The 16,398-nt window shown below is 57.5% G+C and carries 14 protein-coding genes; 5 read left to right on the plus strand and 9 right to left on the minus strand.

What is annotated here, in order from left to right; genetic code table 11:
* Positions 1-78 precede the first annotated feature (78 nt).
* The gene (locus V8J88_RS16295) at positions 79-1,296 is read left to right on the plus strand and encodes an MFS transporter (RefSeq protein WP_338849907.1); all 1,218 of its coding nucleotides are present in this window, start codon (positions 79-81) and stop codon (positions 1,294-1,296) included.
* Positions 1,297-1,332: 36 nt separating this feature from the next.
* On the opposite strand, the gene V8J88_RS16300 is transcribed toward V8J88_RS16295, so the two are convergent.
* Together V8J88_RS16300 and V8J88_RS16305 are read right to left on the minus strand one after the other, a co-directional pair.
* A complete protein-coding gene (locus tag V8J88_RS16300) occupies positions 1,333-2,922 on the minus strand; it encodes an ABC transporter substrate-binding protein (RefSeq protein ID WP_338845257.1) in 1,590 nt (529 codons plus the stop codon).
* A 90-nt stretch (positions 2,923-3,012) separates the two neighbouring features.
* Positions 3,013-6,375 (minus strand): DEAD/DEAH box helicase, encoded by a 3,363-nt coding sequence (locus V8J88_RS16305; protein WP_338845258.1) that lies wholly within the window; start codon positions 6,373-6,375, stop codon positions 3,013-3,015.
* Positions 6,376-6,936: 561 nt separating this feature from the next.
* Between V8J88_RS16305 and V8J88_RS16310 the strand changes: the two genes are divergently transcribed.
* The 4 genes from V8J88_RS16310 (at position 6,937) to V8J88_RS16325 (ending at position 11,172) form a co-directional block, all read left to right on the plus strand.
* Positions 6,937-9,306, plus strand: coding sequence for a Tex family protein (locus V8J88_RS16310; RefSeq protein WP_338845259.1), 2,370 nt, complete (start codon positions 6,937-6,939; stop codon positions 9,304-9,306).
* Positions 9,307-9,382: 76 nt separating this feature from the next.
* Positions 9,383-9,922: a GNAT family N-acetyltransferase gene (locus V8J88_RS16315; RefSeq protein ID WP_338845260.1), complete on the plus strand. Its 540-nt coding sequence runs from the start codon at positions 9,383-9,385 to the stop codon at positions 9,920-9,922.
* A gap of 323 nt (positions 9,923-10,245) precedes the next feature.
* Positions 10,246-10,566, plus strand: a complete 321-nt coding sequence (gene grxD, locus V8J88_RS16320) for a Grx4 family monothiol glutaredoxin (RefSeq protein ID WP_338845261.1) — start codon at positions 10,246-10,248, stop codon at positions 10,564-10,566.
* Between the two features lie 6 nt (positions 10,567-10,572).
* Positions 10,573-11,172, plus strand: a complete 600-nt coding sequence (locus V8J88_RS16325) for a UbiX family flavin prenyltransferase (RefSeq protein ID WP_338845262.1) — start codon at positions 10,573-10,575, stop codon at positions 11,170-11,172.
* Between the two features lie 2 nt (positions 11,173-11,174).
* Here the strand turns inward: V8J88_RS16325 and V8J88_RS16330 are convergent, their stop codons facing one another.
* From V8J88_RS16330 to V8J88_RS16360, 7 genes are all read right to left on the minus strand, one after another.
* A complete protein-coding gene (locus V8J88_RS16330) occupies positions 11,175-11,657 on the minus strand; it encodes a CinA family protein (protein ID WP_338845263.1) in 483 nt (160 codons plus the stop codon).
* Positions 11,658-11,740: 83 nt separating this feature from the next.
* Positions 11,741-12,265 carry a phosphatidylglycerophosphatase A gene (locus V8J88_RS16335; RefSeq protein ID WP_338845264.1) on the minus strand — a complete coding sequence of 175 codons (525 nt, stop codon included), beginning with the start codon at positions 12,263-12,265 and terminating at the stop codon, positions 11,741-11,743.
* Entirely contained in the window at positions 12,262-13,239 is a 978-nt protein-coding gene (gene thiL, locus V8J88_RS16340) for a thiamine-phosphate kinase (RefSeq protein WP_338845266.1), read from the minus strand. The genes V8J88_RS16335 and thiL overlap by 4 nt, the downstream gene beginning before the upstream one ends.
* Before the next feature lie 14 nt (positions 13,240-13,253).
* The gene (locus tag V8J88_RS16345; protein WP_338845269.1) at positions 13,254-14,423 is read right to left on the minus strand and encodes an FAD-dependent oxidoreductase; all 1,170 of its coding nucleotides are present in this window, start codon (positions 14,421-14,423) and stop codon (positions 13,254-13,256) included.
* Positions 14,424-14,479: 56 nt separating this feature from the next.
* Complete coding sequence (locus V8J88_RS16350; protein WP_338845270.1) at positions 14,480-14,644, minus strand: rubredoxin; 165 nt, start codon at positions 14,642-14,644, stop codon at positions 14,480-14,482.
* 138 nt (positions 14,645-14,782) lie between these two features.
* Complete coding sequence (locus V8J88_RS16355) at positions 14,783-15,280, minus strand: rubrerythrin family protein (protein ID WP_338845271.1); 498 nt, start codon at positions 15,278-15,280, stop codon at positions 14,783-14,785.
* A 168-nt stretch (positions 15,281-15,448) separates the two neighbouring features.
* Positions 15,449-15,922: a hypothetical protein gene (locus V8J88_RS16360; RefSeq protein ID WP_338845272.1), complete on the minus strand. Its 474-nt coding sequence runs from the start codon at positions 15,920-15,922 to the stop codon at positions 15,449-15,451.
* Between the last annotated feature and the right edge of the window lie 476 nt (positions 15,923-16,398).

Consider the following 16,398-nt stretch of genomic DNA (forward strand, 5'->3'; position numbering starts at 1 on the left):
TACCTTTTCTGATGGGGCCTGACCTTCTTTTCATTTATTCATCACTATTGGCAGAAGCAATTTGCTGACAGCCCGGCGCTGCGTCAACCCGGCTTTCTGCGCTACTGGGCAGCGTTGAGCATCAGCTCGTTTGGCGAACAAATCAGCATCCTGGCGTTACCCCTGTGCGCTGCGCTGATGCTCAAAGCCAGCCCGAGTCAAATGGGCATGCTGGTGGCGCTGGAAATGCTGCCATTTGTTCTGCTCTCCCTGCCTGCAGGCGTCTGGCTGGATCGCCATATCAAAAAACCCACCTTGATTTTCTTTGAAATCAGTAATGGTCTCGCTCTGGCCAGCATTCCCCTGGCCTGGAGTTGCGGCTGGTTGAGTATGCCCTGGCTCTACGTGGCCGCCTTTGTCGTCGGTTGTGGCAACGTGGTGGGCGGCAGCTGTGTGCAGATTTTATCGATGCAAATCGTTGGCCGCGAGCATTTAATCGATGCGCAGTCCAAGTTCGCCCTCACTGATTCCCTCGCCCGCTTACTCGGCCCCGGCTTGGCCGGCTTGCTGGTGCATGCGCTGAATCCGCCGCTGGCGCTGCTGTTCAATGGCTGCGCTTTTTTATGCACCGTCAAGTTATTCCACAGCATCCGCATCAAAGAAGAAATCCAGCCGCCAAATGGCCAATCGGTATGGAATGACATACTCGAAGGTTTGCGCTTTGTCTGGCGCCACCCAACGCTGCGCGCCCTGGCGTGGACCACGGCGGGCTGGCAGATTCTGTTCAATGGCTTTGTCGCGTTGCAGGTGTTGTACGCCACACGCGAATTCAACATGAGCGCCGGCACATTGGGTCTGGTGCAAATGGCCGGCGGCTTGGGCGTGCTGCTCAGTTCCACCGCAGTCAAACCGCTGGTAGCGCGCTTTGGCAGCGGGAATGTGATTTTGTGCGGCATGAGCGGCACTGTATTCTGCTGGTTGCTGTTGGCGCTGTTGCCGGTTCAGCTGTTCGGGTCAAACCTGCTGAGCTTGGGCGCATATGGTTTGGTGTTTTTCCTGTTTGACTGCACCGTGATGCTGTATTTCATGCCCTATCTGGCGCTGCGGGTGCGCGTCACGCCGGATGCCTACCTGGGGCGGGTGGTGTCCACCATGCGATTCCTGACTGTGGCCGGGGTGCCGCTGGGCGCCTGGTGCGCCGGCAAATTGGGGGAATGGCTGGGCTTGCGGGAAGCATTGGGCTGCGTCGCCGCCGGTGGCCTGATCCTGGCCCTGCTGGCCTGGCTGATCACACCATTACGCGGCTGTCGTGATTAAACGGAGCGCCCTTGCACGGGCGCTCCTGCAATTGCTTTATTTCTCCAAATCCGCCTGATGGAAGAAATGGTTCGCGTCAGGCGACACAATCAAGCCTTTGACTTCTTTACGCACGGGCGTCAGCAGCAAGGCATGCGCCATCACAATCCATGGCGCCTCTTCACGCACAATTTCCTGCGCCTGCTCATACAACTTGCTGCGATCGGCCTGCTTGAGCGTGCTGCGCGCTTTCTGATACACGCTATCGAAAGCGGCATGACACCAGCGCGCCACATTACCGCCGCCTTTCACCGCGTCGCAGCTCAGATTCGGCCCCAGAAATTCATCCGGATCGGCATTGGCGCTCCAACCCAGCATCACGACCTGATGTTCGCCATGTTTGCTGCGTTTTAAATACTCACCCCACTCATAGGTCAGCAGATTGACTTTGACGCCGACCTTGGCCCAATCCGCCTGCAGCAATTCCGCCATCCGCTTGCCATCCGGGTTGTAGGGGCGCGATACCGGCAAATACCACAGATCAAAGCTCAAGCCGTTCGGATAGCCTGCTTTTTCCAGCAGCGCCTTGGCGCGCGCCGGATCGTAGTTGTAGTCTGGCAAGGCGTCATGGTGCGACCAGAGCGAAGGCGGCAAGGGATTCTTGCCGGCGCGCGCCGAGCCTTGATAAATATTGCGCAAGATTGCCGCTTTATCGGTGGCCAGGTTCAAAGCCTGCCGCACCAGCTTGTTATCGAGCGGCTTTTTATTCACATTGAATGCGATATAGCCGACATTCAGCGCCTCCTGGCTTAGCAGGCGCAAGGCGGGATCCGCCTTGATCGCGGCCAGATCTGCCGGCTTGGGGTAAGCCATCACATGGCATTCGCCGGCCTTGAGTTTGGCGTAGCGCACCGATGCATCCGGGGTGATTGCAAACAACAGGTTGTCAATCTTGGGCCGCCCGGCCCAGTATTGTTCAAACGCTTTATAACGGATGGTCGCATCTTTTTGATAAGACACGAATTGAAACGGGCCATTTCCTATCGGCTCAAAATCAATCACTTCCGGAGTTCCCGCCGCTTTCATTTTCTCCGCATATTCAAGCGAATGAATTGAAGTGAAACTCATCGCGAAATTAATCAAAAAAGGCGCATCGGTGCGTTTGAGTTTAAAACGCACGGTGTAATCATCCACCTTTTCAACTTTATCAATAATCTTATCCAGCTCTTTATCGTAGTAATACGCAAAATTTCTGCCTGGAATAGTTTTATGAAATGGATGATTTGGATCGCCCATACGGCGGAAAGTGAAAACCACATCATCAGCATTAAAATCGCGGCTGGGTTTAAAACGCGCATTACTGTGGAATTTTACGCCGCGCCGCAAGCTGAAGGTATATTGCAAACCATCGGCAGAAATATCCCATTTCTCCGCCAGCGACGGCACAAGCCTGGTTCCACCCGGTTCTTTGCTCAAGAGGCGGTCGAAAATCTGGATCGCGGTGGCGTCAAACGTGGTGCCGGAATTGCTCAGTTGCGGATTGAAGGTATCCGGACTGCCTTCAGAACAATACACCAGAGTTTTTGCGGCATGTGCGCTTGGCGCAATCAGACAAGCCGCAAGCAGCAGGCAGCGTGCTGTTTTCATCGGTTTCTTCCTCGTATCAGCGCTTGTGGGCGCAGTTGAAAAAAAGCCCGCCGGGCAAATGCTGAGGCGGGCTTGCTGCGGGATGGGCGCTTATGCGTCCACCAATTCCTGTAAGGGGGCGAAAATCACATCCAGATCATCATCCGACACCACCATATTATGCGCTTCGCCTTCGTCCATCATGGCCCCGGCCAACTCTGATTTACGTTGCTGCAAAGCCTGGATTTTTTCTTCCAGCGTTCCCTTGGCGATCAGTTTGTAGACAAACACCGGCTTGTCCTGGCCAATACGCCAGGCGCGGTCAGTCGCCTGATTTTCCGCCGCCGGATTCCACCACGGATCGTAATGAATCACAGTATCGGCGGCGGTCAGATTCAAGCCCACGCCGCCGGCTTTTAAGCTGATCAGGAAAATCGGCACAGAGCCATTCTGGAAGGCGGCAACCTGGGCGCCGCGATCCTTGGTGTCGCCGGTCAGCAAGGCGTAATCAATGGCGCGCGCCTGCAATTCGTTCTGAATCAATTGCAACATGCTGGTGAATTGCGAGAACACCAGAATCTTGCGGCCTTCTTCCAGCAACTCCTCAATCATTTCCATCAGCTCAACCAGCTTGGCTGACACCATCGGCCCGCGCGACACCGCTTGCACCAGGCGCGGATCACAGCACACCTGGCGCAGCTTGAGCAGCGCTTCCAAAATCACGATCTGGCTGCGCGCCATACCCTTCTTGGAAATTTCATCGCGCACCTTCTTATCCATCGCCAAGCGCACGGTTTCATACAAATCGCGCTGGCCGCCGGTCAACTCGACCGTGCGCACCATCTCCGTCTTGGGCGGCAATTCCTTCGCCACTTTATCTTTAGTGCGACGCAACATGAATGGCCGGATACGGCGTGACAACACCGTGCGCCGCACCTCATCGCCGCCTTTTTCAATCGGATTGCGGAATTCAGTGTTGAAATTCTTTTCATTCCCCAAAAAGCCGGGCAGGAGGAAATTGAATTGCGACCATAACTCGCCCAGATGATTTTCCAGCGGCGTGCCGGTCAGACACAGGCGATGGCGCGCATTGATGACGCTGGCGGTCTGGGCTGCCTTGGAACGGGTGTTTTTGATGTAATGCGATTCATCCAGAATCATCAAATGGAACTCATGCTGGCGCAATTTTTCTTCATCGCGCGGCAACAGCGCGTAAGTGGTCAAGACCAGATCATATTTGCTGATTTGATCAAACCGCTCCGTACGCGCCGCACCTTGCAGCAGCAGGACTTTCAGACTTGGCGCAAAACGGCGCGCCTCGGCCTGCCAGTTATCCATCAAACTGGTCGGCGCCACCACAAGTGCAGGCGCAGTCAGGCGACCGGCATCTTTTTCCAACAGAATATGGGTTAAGGTCTGAATTGTTTTCCCCAAGCCCATATCGTCAGCCAGAATTCCGCCCAAACCGGCTTCACGCATGAATTGCATCCACGCCACGCCATCGAGCTGGTAATCGCGCAAGGTGGCGCGCAACCCCGGCGGCGGCGCAACTTTTTGCATGCCGCCGAATTCCCCCAGGCGCTGACCCAACTCACGCAACATATCGCCGCCCACCCAGCGCATTTGCAAGGCTTTTTCCAATTCGGCCAAACGCGCCGCATCCAGCTTCGGCAAGCGGATCGTGGAGCCGACTTTCTCATTGAAATACAGCTCGCCGAGAATCTGTAAAATCGGCTTGATGCGCCCCCATGGCAAACCGACCCGCACATTATTGGACAGCAGGGCCAGCAATTGGTCGTCATCGTCATGGCTGGCGATGGTTTTCGGATTGAAATCGTGCGGTGCGCTGCGGATCATTTGCACCAGAATCGGCAACAGCGGAATACGTTTTTGATTCACCACAATGCCCAGTTCCAAATCGAACCAGGCGTTTTCGGTTCTGGCCTGCTGATTATCGACATCCGCATACCAGTCTTCGATTTCCACCACGTCATAGCGGTAATTCGCGGTTTTTTCGACCCGCCAGCCAGCCTCTTCCAAGACATGCAAACCGCCTTTCGCGAAGCGCAGCCAATCAGCCTGCCCCTTCATTTGCATCACGCCGACCATTTTCGCCAGCGGCGAAGCGCCATCCTTGGGCGTCGTGAAGCCCAGCGAAGTCAATAAACCATATGCTGCGGATTCGGCCTGCAAATCACGCTGAATCACTTCCATGGTGTCGCCGCGCTGGCGCACCACTTGCTGACTGGGATCGAGAGAAACCGATTCACCGTCATAATCAAACGCAATCAAACCAAAGTCATACCAGCGGGTGTAACGCATATTGCCCTGATCTTCCACCTCTTGCGACATACTGCCCAGCAGCAGCAAAGGTTGGAATTTGATGTCGTCACGGATTTTTTGCTGCACCTGCTCCGGCATCGGCACCAGATTCTGCAAACCCGACGCCAGCAAACGCTGCGATAAGCGGCCACGGTCGCGCAAAGCCAGCAGCGGCGCCTGCGCCACCAGGGCTTGCAATTCGTGATTCGGGATTTTCAGATGGCCTTGCTGCAACAGCAATTCGCCGGCGGAGAGATTATCGATAAACCAGGGCGGATCAGTCGGCAGAATATGATCCAGCGGGTGCGCGCCGCTTTTCGGATTGGCCGGATCCACTGCCTGCCACACCAGGCGCGTGCCTTTTTCCTCGTCATGCCAGGCCAGGTGCGCCTCCCTCTGTTGCGCATATTTCACCGGATAGACCCGGCCACTGCTCATATCCGCCCAGGAATTGGCCCACAACAATTTTTGCTGCTCCAGCAACAGGCGCAACAGATAAGCGCCGATTTTGCCGCGCGGCTCGGTCGCCATCCCGCTTTGCGAATCCAGACCGGAACGCATCGCAATAAAATAACGCACCAGATCCGCATCGCCCGGCGTCATAAATGGCGGCGGACTGGAGAGCAAAGAAAACAATTCACTGATCGCGCTGGCGCTGATCACATCGCCGCTGGGACGCACGCGCGCCTTGCACAAAGCCAGCGCCACATGCTTGCCGCCAGCCGCAGGCGCCATCACAAACAACAAACTGTGCGCGGTTTGCGCCGGGTCCAGCGCCAGCGGCGGCTTGGGGCGCGCCGCGACTTCCAGCTTTTGCAACCAGGTCACCAGAGCATTCGGCAGGCCGGATTGGGCCAGACCGCCGGCTTTTTCCTGCTGCAAGAGATATTCCAGCAAAGCCGCCACCACATGCTGGCAAGAACGGCCAGCTGAGCAATTACACTCGCCTTTGAATTTCACACCGCCATGGCGATCCGCGCTGATGCTGATTTTTTGCTCATAGCTGCGGCTGGCGCTGCCGGCAACCACGCCCAGCAGATAGCCTTTTTCCAGGCTGACCTTGCGCACCGCCTCTTTCTGCACCAGGGCAGCCCCCTTGCCATAGGTATTGTCATCAAAATTGGCAAGCACATCATCAAGCGTAAAATACATAATTACTCTATCTTTTCCACTATCGGGCAAACCGAAGCCGGCAGCGCCTGTATGTGCTGCGCGCGCCGCTGTAAGTCACATTTTGTCCGGTTTTATTATCATTACGCTTATTTAGCGCAGTAAATAAAATACATCGCATGTGAATTTATTTACATTCAAAGTGTATTAAATTGCAGCCGCGATGGACGTATGCCATCCTGGCGGCAGTAATAGAATTTCCATATACTGCCAGCCGGTTAATCCGCATTGTTTCACTGTGGCGCACAGCATCATAATTTCAAGCTCGGCGCGCTATCCGCGCAGCAAACAGCAAAGCGCCGGAAATTCTGTTGCGGATGGCAAAAAACAGCGCACTCCAGGCGAAACAATCCGGCATTATAATTCAGATTCCCGTCACAGGGGCGCGGCATGTCCGTGGCGTTGCGCAACCTGCCTGCGGCACAGCGCATGCCGCCAAATCTTCCTGCATGCATACGCAAATGCGCACACAGCGGATTTTTCAGCGCGCCCTGCGTATGATTTCACCCCTTATCTTCTTGTCTGTTTTCACTCGCAAACGTCATGTTACCTTCAATCGAAATCCGCCTGGCCAATGAACTGCAAGCCAGCACGACCCAAGTCAATGCCGCCATCGCCCTGTTAAAAGAAGGCGCCACCGTGCCCTTCATCGCGCGCTACCGTAAAGAAGCCACCGGCGGCCTGGACGATGCCCAATTGCGCTTGTTAGAAGAGCGTCTGCGCTACCTCACCGAGCTGGAAGAGCGCCGCAGCAGCATCATTGCTGCGATTGAAGAGCAAAACAAGATGACGCCCGAATTGCTGCAAGCGCTGCAAAGCGCGGAAGACAAGACCCGCCTGGAAGACTTATACCTGCCCTACAAACAAAAGCGCCGCACCAAGGCGCAAATCGCCCTGCATGCGGGCCTTGGCGCACTGGCCGATCTGCTCTTGGCCAACCCCGACAAAAACCCCGAAAGCGAAGCCGCCGCCTTCCTGCGCGAACCGTTCTCGGACGCTGATGGCGACAACCCCGGCGTGGCCGATGTCAAAGCCGCACTGGATGGCGCGCGACAAATTCTGATGGAGCGCTTTGCGGAAGACGCCGAATTGCTGCAAGACCTGCGCGCCTATCTGCAAGAACATGCGGTGCTGGAATCGAAAGTGGTGGAAGGCAAGCAAGACGCCGGCGAGAAATTCGCCGACTATTTCGATTATTGCGAAGAATGGCGCAAAATCCCCTCGCACCGCGCACTCGCCCTGCTGCGTGGCCGGCGCGAAGAAATGCTCAGCCTCACCCTGCGCTTAGACAGCGAAGAAGAAAAACCGAAATGGGATGCGCCCTGGAATCCCTGCGAAGCCCGCATCGCGCGCCGCTTCGCCATCCACAATCAGGGCCGCCCCGCAGACAAATGGCTGTCCGACACGGTGCGCTGGACTTGGCGCGTGAAATGTTTCATGCACCTGGAAACCGAATTGATGGGATCTTTACGCGAAAGCGCAGAGCAGGAAGCGATTGCCGTATTTGCGCGCAATTTGAAAGATTTATTACTGGCCGCGCCAGCCGGCCCGCGCGCCACCATTGGCCTCGATCCGGGCTTGCGCACCGGGGTCAAGCTGGCGGTGGTGGACGCCACCGGCAAAGTGGTCGATACCGGCGTGATTTATCCGCATGCGCCGAAAAATGACTGGGATGGCGCCATCGCCACCCTGGCGCGCCTGTGCGCCAAACATCAAGTGGCCCTGGTTTCGATCGGCAACGGCACCGCCTCACGCGAAACCGACCGCCTGGCGCAAGACCTGATCAAACGCCACCCGGAACTCAAACTGACCAAGATCGTCGTCTCCGAAGCCGGCGCCTCGGTGTATTCCGCGTCTGAATTCGCCTCGCGCGAACTGCCGGAACTCGATGTTTCGCTGCGCGGCGCAGTCTCGATTGCGCGCCGCCTGCAAGACCCGCTGGCGGAATTGGTGAAAATCGACCCGAAATCGATTGGCGTGGGCCAATATCAGCACGATGTCAATCAAAGCTGGCTGGCGCGCTCACTCGATGCGGTGGTGGAAGACTGCGTGAATGCGGTCGGGGTGGATGTGAACACCGCCTCCGTGCCGCTGCTGGCGCGCGTATCCGGCCTGAGCAACAGCGTAGCGCAAGCCATCGTCAACTACCGCGATCAGAACGGCGCATTCTCAAATCGCGCCAGCCTGCGCAATGTGCCGCGCCTGGGCGAAAAAACCTTTGAACAATCCGCCGGCTTTTTGCGCATCATGCAAGGCGAAAACCCGCTTGACGCCTCCGCCGTGCACCCGGAATCCTACCCGCTGGTGGAAAAAATCATGGCCGATATTCAAAGCAAAGGCCGCCAGATCGACCTCAAGGGCATCATCGGCGACAGCAAACTGTTGCGCAGCCTGCAGCCGGCGCGCTATGCCGACGAGCGCTTCGGCCTGCCCACCGTGTCCGACATTTTGCAGGAATTGGAAAAACCGGGACGTGACCCGCGCCCGGAATTCACCACCGCCACCTTTAAAGAAGGGGTGGAAGAAATCAGCGACTTGCGCCCGGACATGATTCTGGAAGGGGTGGTGACGAATGTGGCGGCGTTTGGCGCCTTTGTTGACATCGGCGTGCATCAGGATGGCCTGGTGCACATTTCCGCGCTGTCGCACCAATTTGTCAAAGATCCGCACAGCGTGGTCAAGGCAGGTCAAGTGGTTCGTGTTAAAGTACTTGAAGTCGATGCCAAACGCAAGCGCATTGCCCTGACCATGCGCTTGACCGACACTGCCCCCGCCCCCGGCAGCAAACCCGAGCAGCGCGCCGACCGCAATGATGGCAAACGCCTTGCGCAATATCAGCAAGGCCAGCAACGCCAACAACCTGCGGCAAACAACGCGATGGCTGCCGCCTTTGCCAAGCTGCGCGGCAAGTGAGCATGTGAAAGTCTGTGCGCGGCGTCTGCAGGCGCGCCGCGCCGTTTGATCTCTCATGTCACCCGGAGGACGTAATATGGACTTTCCACTACAAGGCGTTGACCTCTGCCTGCGCCCCTGGCAAAGCAGCGACGCGATTGCATTTCAGGAAGCAACGCTGGAATCAGTCAGTACTGTAGGACGTTGGATGAATTGGTGCCATGCCGGCTACAGCCTGGCGGATGCAGAAAGCTGGATCATGCAATGCCAGGCCAATCTGGAAGCCGGAATCTCGTATGAATTGGGGATTTTCTCCGCCGACGGGGCGATTTTGTATGGCGGCATCGGCATCAACGACATCCGCCGGCTGCACATGGTGGCCAATGTCGGCTATTGGGTGCGGGAAAACCGCCAGCAACACGGCATCGCACTGGACGCCTTGCGCCTGACGCTTGCTTTCGGCCTGCAGGAATTGCACATGCAAAGGCTGGAAATTGTCGCCGCCGAAAGCAATCAGCCCAGCCGCACAGTAGCGGAAAAGGCCGGCGCCGTTTTTGAAGGCCTGCAACGCAAGCGGCTCTTGATTCATGGCGTGGCGCACACCGCCGCCATGTATTCCGTGGTGGCGGAAGACTGATCAACCTGGATTCCCCAGTTAAGCGCTTTTGGGCTTCGATAAGCAAATGCTTTATTAAAATTATCGGCAGACAACACCGTCACTGGTTTGGCGCGAGCGCTACAACCGCGATTACTTGTTTACCGGCCTGCTGGCGTCACGGTGAAGCAGCGCTCCGCCACTCCTCCTGGCAGAATGCAGTCTGCGCCGTCGCCGCGCCCAGCCAGGAAACCGGCAAACTGCGTACTCGCATCTGCCCAACTGAGGAATCTAGGTTGGGCACGCTCAGCCGGCTTGGCGCGATTGCAGTAGAATGCCATCATTCTTCAACGCAGGAGTTCCCCATGTCTGATGTGCAAAACTGGATCAAAGAAACCGTAACCGGCAACCCGGTGGTGCTGTTTATGAAAGGCACCCCGACCTTTCCGCAATGCGGCTTTTCGGCGCGCGCCGTCAAGCTGCTGCAAGTGTCCGGCGCTGAAAACATTGTCACCGTCAATGTGCTGGATGACCCGGCAGTGCGCCAAGGCATCAAAGACTATTCCAACTGGCCCACCATTCCGCAACTGTATATCGGCGGCGAATTCATCGGCGGCTCCGACATCATGGGCGAAATGTATGAAAACGGCGAGCTGCAAGCCGCCATCGCCAAGCTGGGTAAATAAGGCGAGATGACGGCGCGCCGTTTGATCGTCGCCATCACCGGCGCCACCGGCGCGGTGTACGGCGTGCGCGCCCTGCAATTGCTGCGCGAACAGCAGGTGCAAACTCATTTGTTGCTGTCCGACGCCGCCCTGCTCACCTTGCAGCAGGAATTGCAACTCAAACGGCGCGAAGTCGAAAAACTGGCCGATGTCTGCCACGCTGTGCGCGACGTCGGCGCCTGCATCGCCAGCGGCTCGTATTTATCAGATGGCATGTTGATTGCGCCCTGCTCCATGCGCAGCCTGGCGGCCATCGCACACGGCCTGTCCGACAATCTGATCACCCGCGCCGCCGATGTCTGCCTGAAAGAGCGCCGCCGCCTGGTCTTGATGGTGCGCGAAACCCCCTTCAATCTGGCGCATTTGCGCAATATGACGGCGGTGACGGAAATGGGCGGCGTGATATTCCCGCCGCTGCCGGCGTTTTATCAACATCCGCAATCGCTGGAAGAAATGGTCGATCACAGCTTGCTGCGCGTGCTCGACTTATTTGGTCTGCCGATGCAAAACGCGCCGCGCTGGGCTGGCTTGAAAGCCAGCCTGAACAGCAGCGACGCCAGCGCCTGAACTCAATCCAGCATTTTCAGCAAACCGCGCAAAGCATGCGCCACGGTTTGCTCCCGCACCGCATGACGGTCGCCGCCAAACACCAGACGCTCACTCACCGCCACATCGCCATGCACCCAGGCAAAGCAAACCGTGCCGACCGGCTTGCCCGGCACCGCACCGGTGGGGCCGGCAATCCCGGTGGTGGAAAGCGCGATATGCGCATTGCTGTTGGCCAAGGCGCCGCGCGCCATCGACAACGCCACCTCTTCGCTGACCGAGCCGAATTGGGCGATTTGCGCCGGCGACACATCCAGCATCTCAGTCTTGGAAGCAATCGAATACGTTACAAAACCGCAGTCAAACCAGGAACTGGAGCCGGCGATTTCAGTAATCGCTTGCGACACCCAGCCGCCGGTGCAAGATTCAGCGGTCGCCAGCAGCAAGCCTTTTTGCTGCAATTTCTGGCCGACTTGCGCCGCCAGTTCCCCAATATCAGTACTCACGTTCGTCCCCTTGTTTGCTGGTTTGGCGACAGCAGACTGTTCTCAGCCTGCCATGATTCTGAATGTATCATTTTTTTGCGGAATTACCATTGCCGCCAAATGGAAAACAACAGCAGGGTAAAGAAAGCCGCCAGAATGTCATCAAACATCACCCCGAAACCGCCTTTGAAACGCTGTTCAAACTGGCGGATCGGCGGCGGCTTGCTCATATCAAACACGCGGAACCAAAACACCGCCCAGAATTGCAGCTGCCACGGGGCCGGGTGCAGCATGGCCAACACCAGCCAGATCGCAACGATTTCATCCCACACCATGGCGCCATGATCAGCTACGCCCAAATCCCGCCCGGTGCGCTCACAAGCCCAGATGCCGATTAAAAAAGCGGCCAAACAAACGATGAGCCAATTCAAGGGCGTGAAAAACGCCGGCCAGCGCTGGGTGAACATGGCGAACGTCAGCCAGCCGAACAAAGTGCCCACCGTGCCCGGCATGATGGGCGATAAACCGCTGCCAAAACCGAGCGCCAATAAATGACTCAAGCGGCTGTACATAAACAGCGCGCCGGGTTGCACGCGTCCAGCTTCTACCTGATGCAAATGCGTTTTCATGAAGTGCGGAAATGGTCAAAAGAATTCAGCTGTAACGATAATGGCAGGCCTTGCGGGTCCAGCACTTGCAAACCGCGCCCCGGCACAATCTCACCGATGCAGTGCAGCGCCAGATCCAGCTCGCGCCCGATCTGGCGCACCCTGGCCTGCTGTGCAGGCGGCGCACAAAAGCATAATTCATAATCATCGCCGCCGCTCAGCATATATTCCAGGCGGCGCGCAGCGTCACAAGACGCCAGGGCCGGGCCAGCCGGCAACGCCTCAGCATGCAGCTGCGCCGCCACCCCGGAAGCCTGCAGAATATGCCCCAAATCGCCCGCCAAGCCATCAGAAATATCCAGCGCAGCGCTCGCCACGCCGCGCAAAGCCTGTCCCAATGCCAGACGCGGCGCCGGCAGATGCAAGCGCGCACAAGCCGCCTCACGCCAAGCCGGATCAGCATCCGGCAGCGCCTCGCCCGACAACCAGGCCAAGCCCAACCGCGCCTCGCCCAAGCTGCCGGAAACCCAGACTTGATCGCCGGCTTTAGCCCCATCGCGCCGCAAAGCCGCCTGTGGCGGCAAGCTGCCAAACACCGTAATGCAGATATTCAGCGGGCCGCGCGTGGTGTCGCCGCCAATCAAAGCGCAATCAGCTTCCCGCGCCAGACGCAACAGCCCGGCGGAAAAAGCGGCCAGCCAAGCCTCATCCGCCGCCGGTAAAGCCAGCGCCAGGGTAAAGCCGAGCGGGCGCGCGCCCATCGCCGCCAGATCCGACAAATTCACCGCCAGCGCCTTGTGTCCCAGCATGAAAGGATCAGCGCCGGCAAAGAAGTGCCGGTCTTCCACCAGCATATCGCTGGAAATCGCCAACACCTCGCCCGGCGGCAGACGCAACAGGGCGCAATCATCGCCCGGCCCCAATAGCGTGTGCGCGCCCGGATGGGCGCGCGCAGGCTGCGCGAAATAGCGCGCGATCAAATCAAATTCCGACATCGGGGCCAGCGCCTTTATGCTTGAAACGCCTGACCGATTTCCGCCACCAGGCGATTGCGCAAAGCCGGCTCTTGCGGGCCGACGCCAATCCCGCGCACCACCCCGGCGGCATCCACAAAACGCGCCACTTGCCGCCCTTCCAGCCCGGCGTCATGCCACTCGCCAGGCGTACCGGCAGGGGCCGGGGCCAGCGCCAGGGGATAACTGGGCGTTTTCACGATCACCGGCATGTTTTTATGCTCAATCGCCGTCAATTCACCGCACAAAGACTTGGCGATAGCGCGCGCCGCCGCCATGATCGGCGCCACATATGGCAGCACTTGCGAAGTCTCGCCGATCTGATATTCAGCACAGTCGCCCAGCGCAAACACATCTGCATCCGAGGTGCGGCCATAGGCATCGACACAAATCCCGCGCCCGCAACGCAGACCGGCGGCTTGCGCCAGTGCGATTTGCGGGCGCAAGCCGACTGCCGACAAGAGCAGATCCGCAGACAAACTCTGGCCATCGGCTAAGCGCAAGAGATAGCCCTCGCCCTGCTTTTCCACACTCTGCGCCGCACCCTGGTAAAACTGCACGCCACGCCCCTCCAGCGCGCTGCGCAAACCCTGCGACAAACCGGGCGAAGCGAGCAAAGCCATGGGGCGCGGATTCAAATCCACCAGGCTGACTTGATGCCCGGCCCCGCTCATATCGTCGGCAAATTCACAGCCGATCAGACCAGCTCCCAAAATCGCCACTTTTTGCCCGGCGCGCGCATCCAAACGGGCGCGGAAAGCGGCGTAATCGCGGATATCATTCACCGACATCACATCCGCCGCAGCATCGCCCTGCAAAGGAATGCGGATAGGCTGGGCGCCAAGCGCCAGCACCAGTTTGCTGTAAGTGAAATTGCCGCGATTGGTCTGGATTTGATGGGCGGCGCAGTCAATTGCCGCAATCTGCGTATGCGCCAACACCTCAGCCTGAGTCTGGGCGGCGATCTGCTCTTTTTGCTGTGTCACCAATTGCGCAGCGGTTTTATTCTGCGCCAGCGCATTCGACAGCATGGGCTTGGAATAAAACACGCCATCATCGGCGCACACCACTAAGAGCGGGCTGTCTTTATCCAATTTGCGCCATTCGCGCGCCACCGTCCAGGCCGCCATACCGGCGCCGGCGATGATGATGGGAGGAGTGCTCATGCTTCACCTGAAAAAGAAAAGGCAAGCCGCGCACGGCTTGCCGGGAGAGTGAAAAATCAGATTTCCACCATTTCAAAATCGCTCTTGGACACGCCGCAATCCGGGCAAGTCCAGGAATCCGGCACATCGGCCCATTTGGTGCCGGCAGGAATGCCCTCATCCGGCAAACCCAACGCTTCGTCATAGATAAAGGCGCAAATCACACATTGATATTTTTTCATGGTATTTCTCACTTGGCTGAAGATGAATTCTGGCTGGGCCGGGCGGCTTGCGCGCCGGCAAGGTGGCGCTTCCTGCGGCTTTTGATTGCCGGGCAGAAAAGCCGCCATTGTATCCCAGCCGCTTAACTTTGGCTGATTTCAGGCTGCCTTGCTTTGCAGGGTATCCAGCACACTTTGGTAGTGCGCGGCATGACGCTGCTCAACCCGGGTCAAGGCTGCGAAACGCTTGGCGGCGGTTTGCAAAGTCTTTTGGAAACGTTCCGCATGCTCGCGCGATTCGGCGATTTGCTCATCGTATTCGGCCACGGCGGCGGCATTGCCTTCCTGCTCGGCTAAGTGGCGGAACTTGGGATACATCTCGGTGTATTCATGCGTTTCGCCGGCAATCGCCAATTCCAGCGCGCGCTGCGGCGTCATTTGGCTCTTGGGGAACAGCAGATCGAGGTGGCCGAAAGCATGCATCACTTCCTGGTCAGCGGTTTCTTCAAACACCCGCGCCACCTCCTCCGCCCCGGCTTCGCGCGCCAGCTTGGCGAAGTAGCGGTATTTGATATGCGCCATCGACTCGCCGGCAAAAGCGGCTTCCAGATTGCTGATGGTCACAGAGGCTTGGGTGGTTTGCGTATCTTGGCTCATGGCTTTCTCCTTGGCTGGGTTGTTTGATTGATTGCGTCAATCACTATGGAGAGAATCATAGCCAGAATGCGAAAATAAATAAAATTGATTGATTAAAACAAATCAATAGCCTACACCTACCATTATCACGCACCCGCCCTGCCCCGAAGCCTGCCAACAGCGCGCAACTCACTCCCCCTGCCAGAATAAGGGCGGGTAGAAGCGCTCCGGCACAGGCGTGAACTGCATGCCACGCCGCCAGGCGAGCCGGCAAATCGCCGTCCCTAAAACATCGAAACAATCCCGGCCTGCACCACCATAGCCCCATAAGGCATCGTCTTTGCGGGAGCGTTGCCGACGCGCAAAAGCATCAGCGCGGCTCTGCAACTGTTGAGAAAACAGCGCGCCATCTCCCGCCACCAATGCAGCAAGCAGATGTTCATAGCCAAATGCAAATTCTGTCTTTTTGAATTGAAGCCGCTTCGTCTCATACCCAGACAAGCAAGCCTTGCTGTATTGCCCGCAGGCGCAGTAATACAACTGCCACACCAGGAATGGCAATTGGCAATCCTGGTCAGTCGCTTGAAACAATTCAGTGTGCATGCAAGCGGCGTAATCCGCCGTCAGCCGTTCAAACTGCCCAGCCAGAATAAAGCACAGCAAGCGCTCCAGCTCGCCGCTCATAGTGAGCAATTGACCATTCCATGGCGCCTGTGTGGACACGCCTTGCTGCAACAAGTTTGCAATTTCACTGAACGAAGGCGCAGACAACAAGGCAGGATAGGCAAAGTGATGTTCAGCGGCATGCGGATCGCCATCTGTCACCGCACTGATTTGGCCCAACCGCAAACTGCACTTAGCCACACTGTTAAGCGTAAAAAGCCCGGTCGCCAGCGCCCCTTTGCCGATTAAAATCTCGCGCGTTTCCGGCCAACTGTTCACATCATTCTGCCGCCATTCCAGATCCCGCTTCACCCTTGCCTGGCGGAAGGTTGCCAATTGCCCATCGTCTTCTGAATTATCTGATCGCATATGCACGGGCGCTAACGCCTTCCATTATGAAAAGCAAAGCGTAACACTGCTACTGTTTTGGCGGCAACATTCCAACATCGTGCGCCAGGGTGGGCATGTTCACCGCT

Source organism: Massilia sp. W12, from assembly GCF_037300705.1.
GTDB lineage: Bacteria > Pseudomonadota > Gammaproteobacteria > Burkholderiales > Burkholderiaceae_D > JACPVY01.

Bases quoted from the DNA above. Each gene is read 5' to 3' on its own strand.
- V8J88_RS16335 (WP_338845264.1), bottom strand. From the start codon at position 12,265: ATGAAAACGCATTTGCATCAGGTAGAAGCTGGACGCGTGCAACCCGGC.
- V8J88_RS16355 (WP_338845271.1), bottom strand. From the start codon at position 15,280: ATGAGCCAAGATACGCAAACCACCCAAGCCTCTGTGACCATCAGCAAT.
- V8J88_RS16300 (WP_338845257.1), bottom strand. From the start codon at position 2,922: ATGAAAACAGCACGCTGCCTGCTGCTTGCGGCTTGTCTGATTGCGCCA.
- V8J88_RS16350 (WP_338845270.1), bottom strand. From the start codon at position 14,644: ATGAAAAAATATCAATGTGTGATTTGCGCCTTTATCTATGACGAAGCG.
- V8J88_RS16325 (WP_338845262.1), top strand. From the start codon at position 10,573: ATGACGGCGCGCCGTTTGATCGTCGCCATCACCGGCGCCACCGGCGCG.
- thiL (WP_338845266.1), bottom strand. From the start codon at position 13,239: ATGTCGGAATTTGATTTGATCGCGCGCTATTTCGCGCAGCCTGCGCGC.
- V8J88_RS16310 (WP_338845259.1), top strand. From the start codon at position 6,937: ATGTTACCTTCAATCGAAATCCGCCTGGCCAATGAACTGCAAGCCAGC.
- grxD (WP_338845261.1), top strand. From the start codon at position 10,246: ATGTCTGATGTGCAAAACTGGATCAAAGAAACCGTAACCGGCAACCCG.
- V8J88_RS16345 (WP_338845269.1), bottom strand. From the start codon at position 14,423: ATGAGCACTCCTCCCATCATCATCGCCGGCGCCGGTATGGCGGCCTGG.
- V8J88_RS16305 (WP_338845258.1), bottom strand. From the start codon at position 6,375: ATGTATTTTACGCTTGATGATGTGCTTGCCAATTTTGATGACAATACC.
- V8J88_RS16315 (WP_338845260.1), top strand. From the start codon at position 9,383: ATGGACTTTCCACTACAAGGCGTTGACCTCTGCCTGCGCCCCTGGCAA.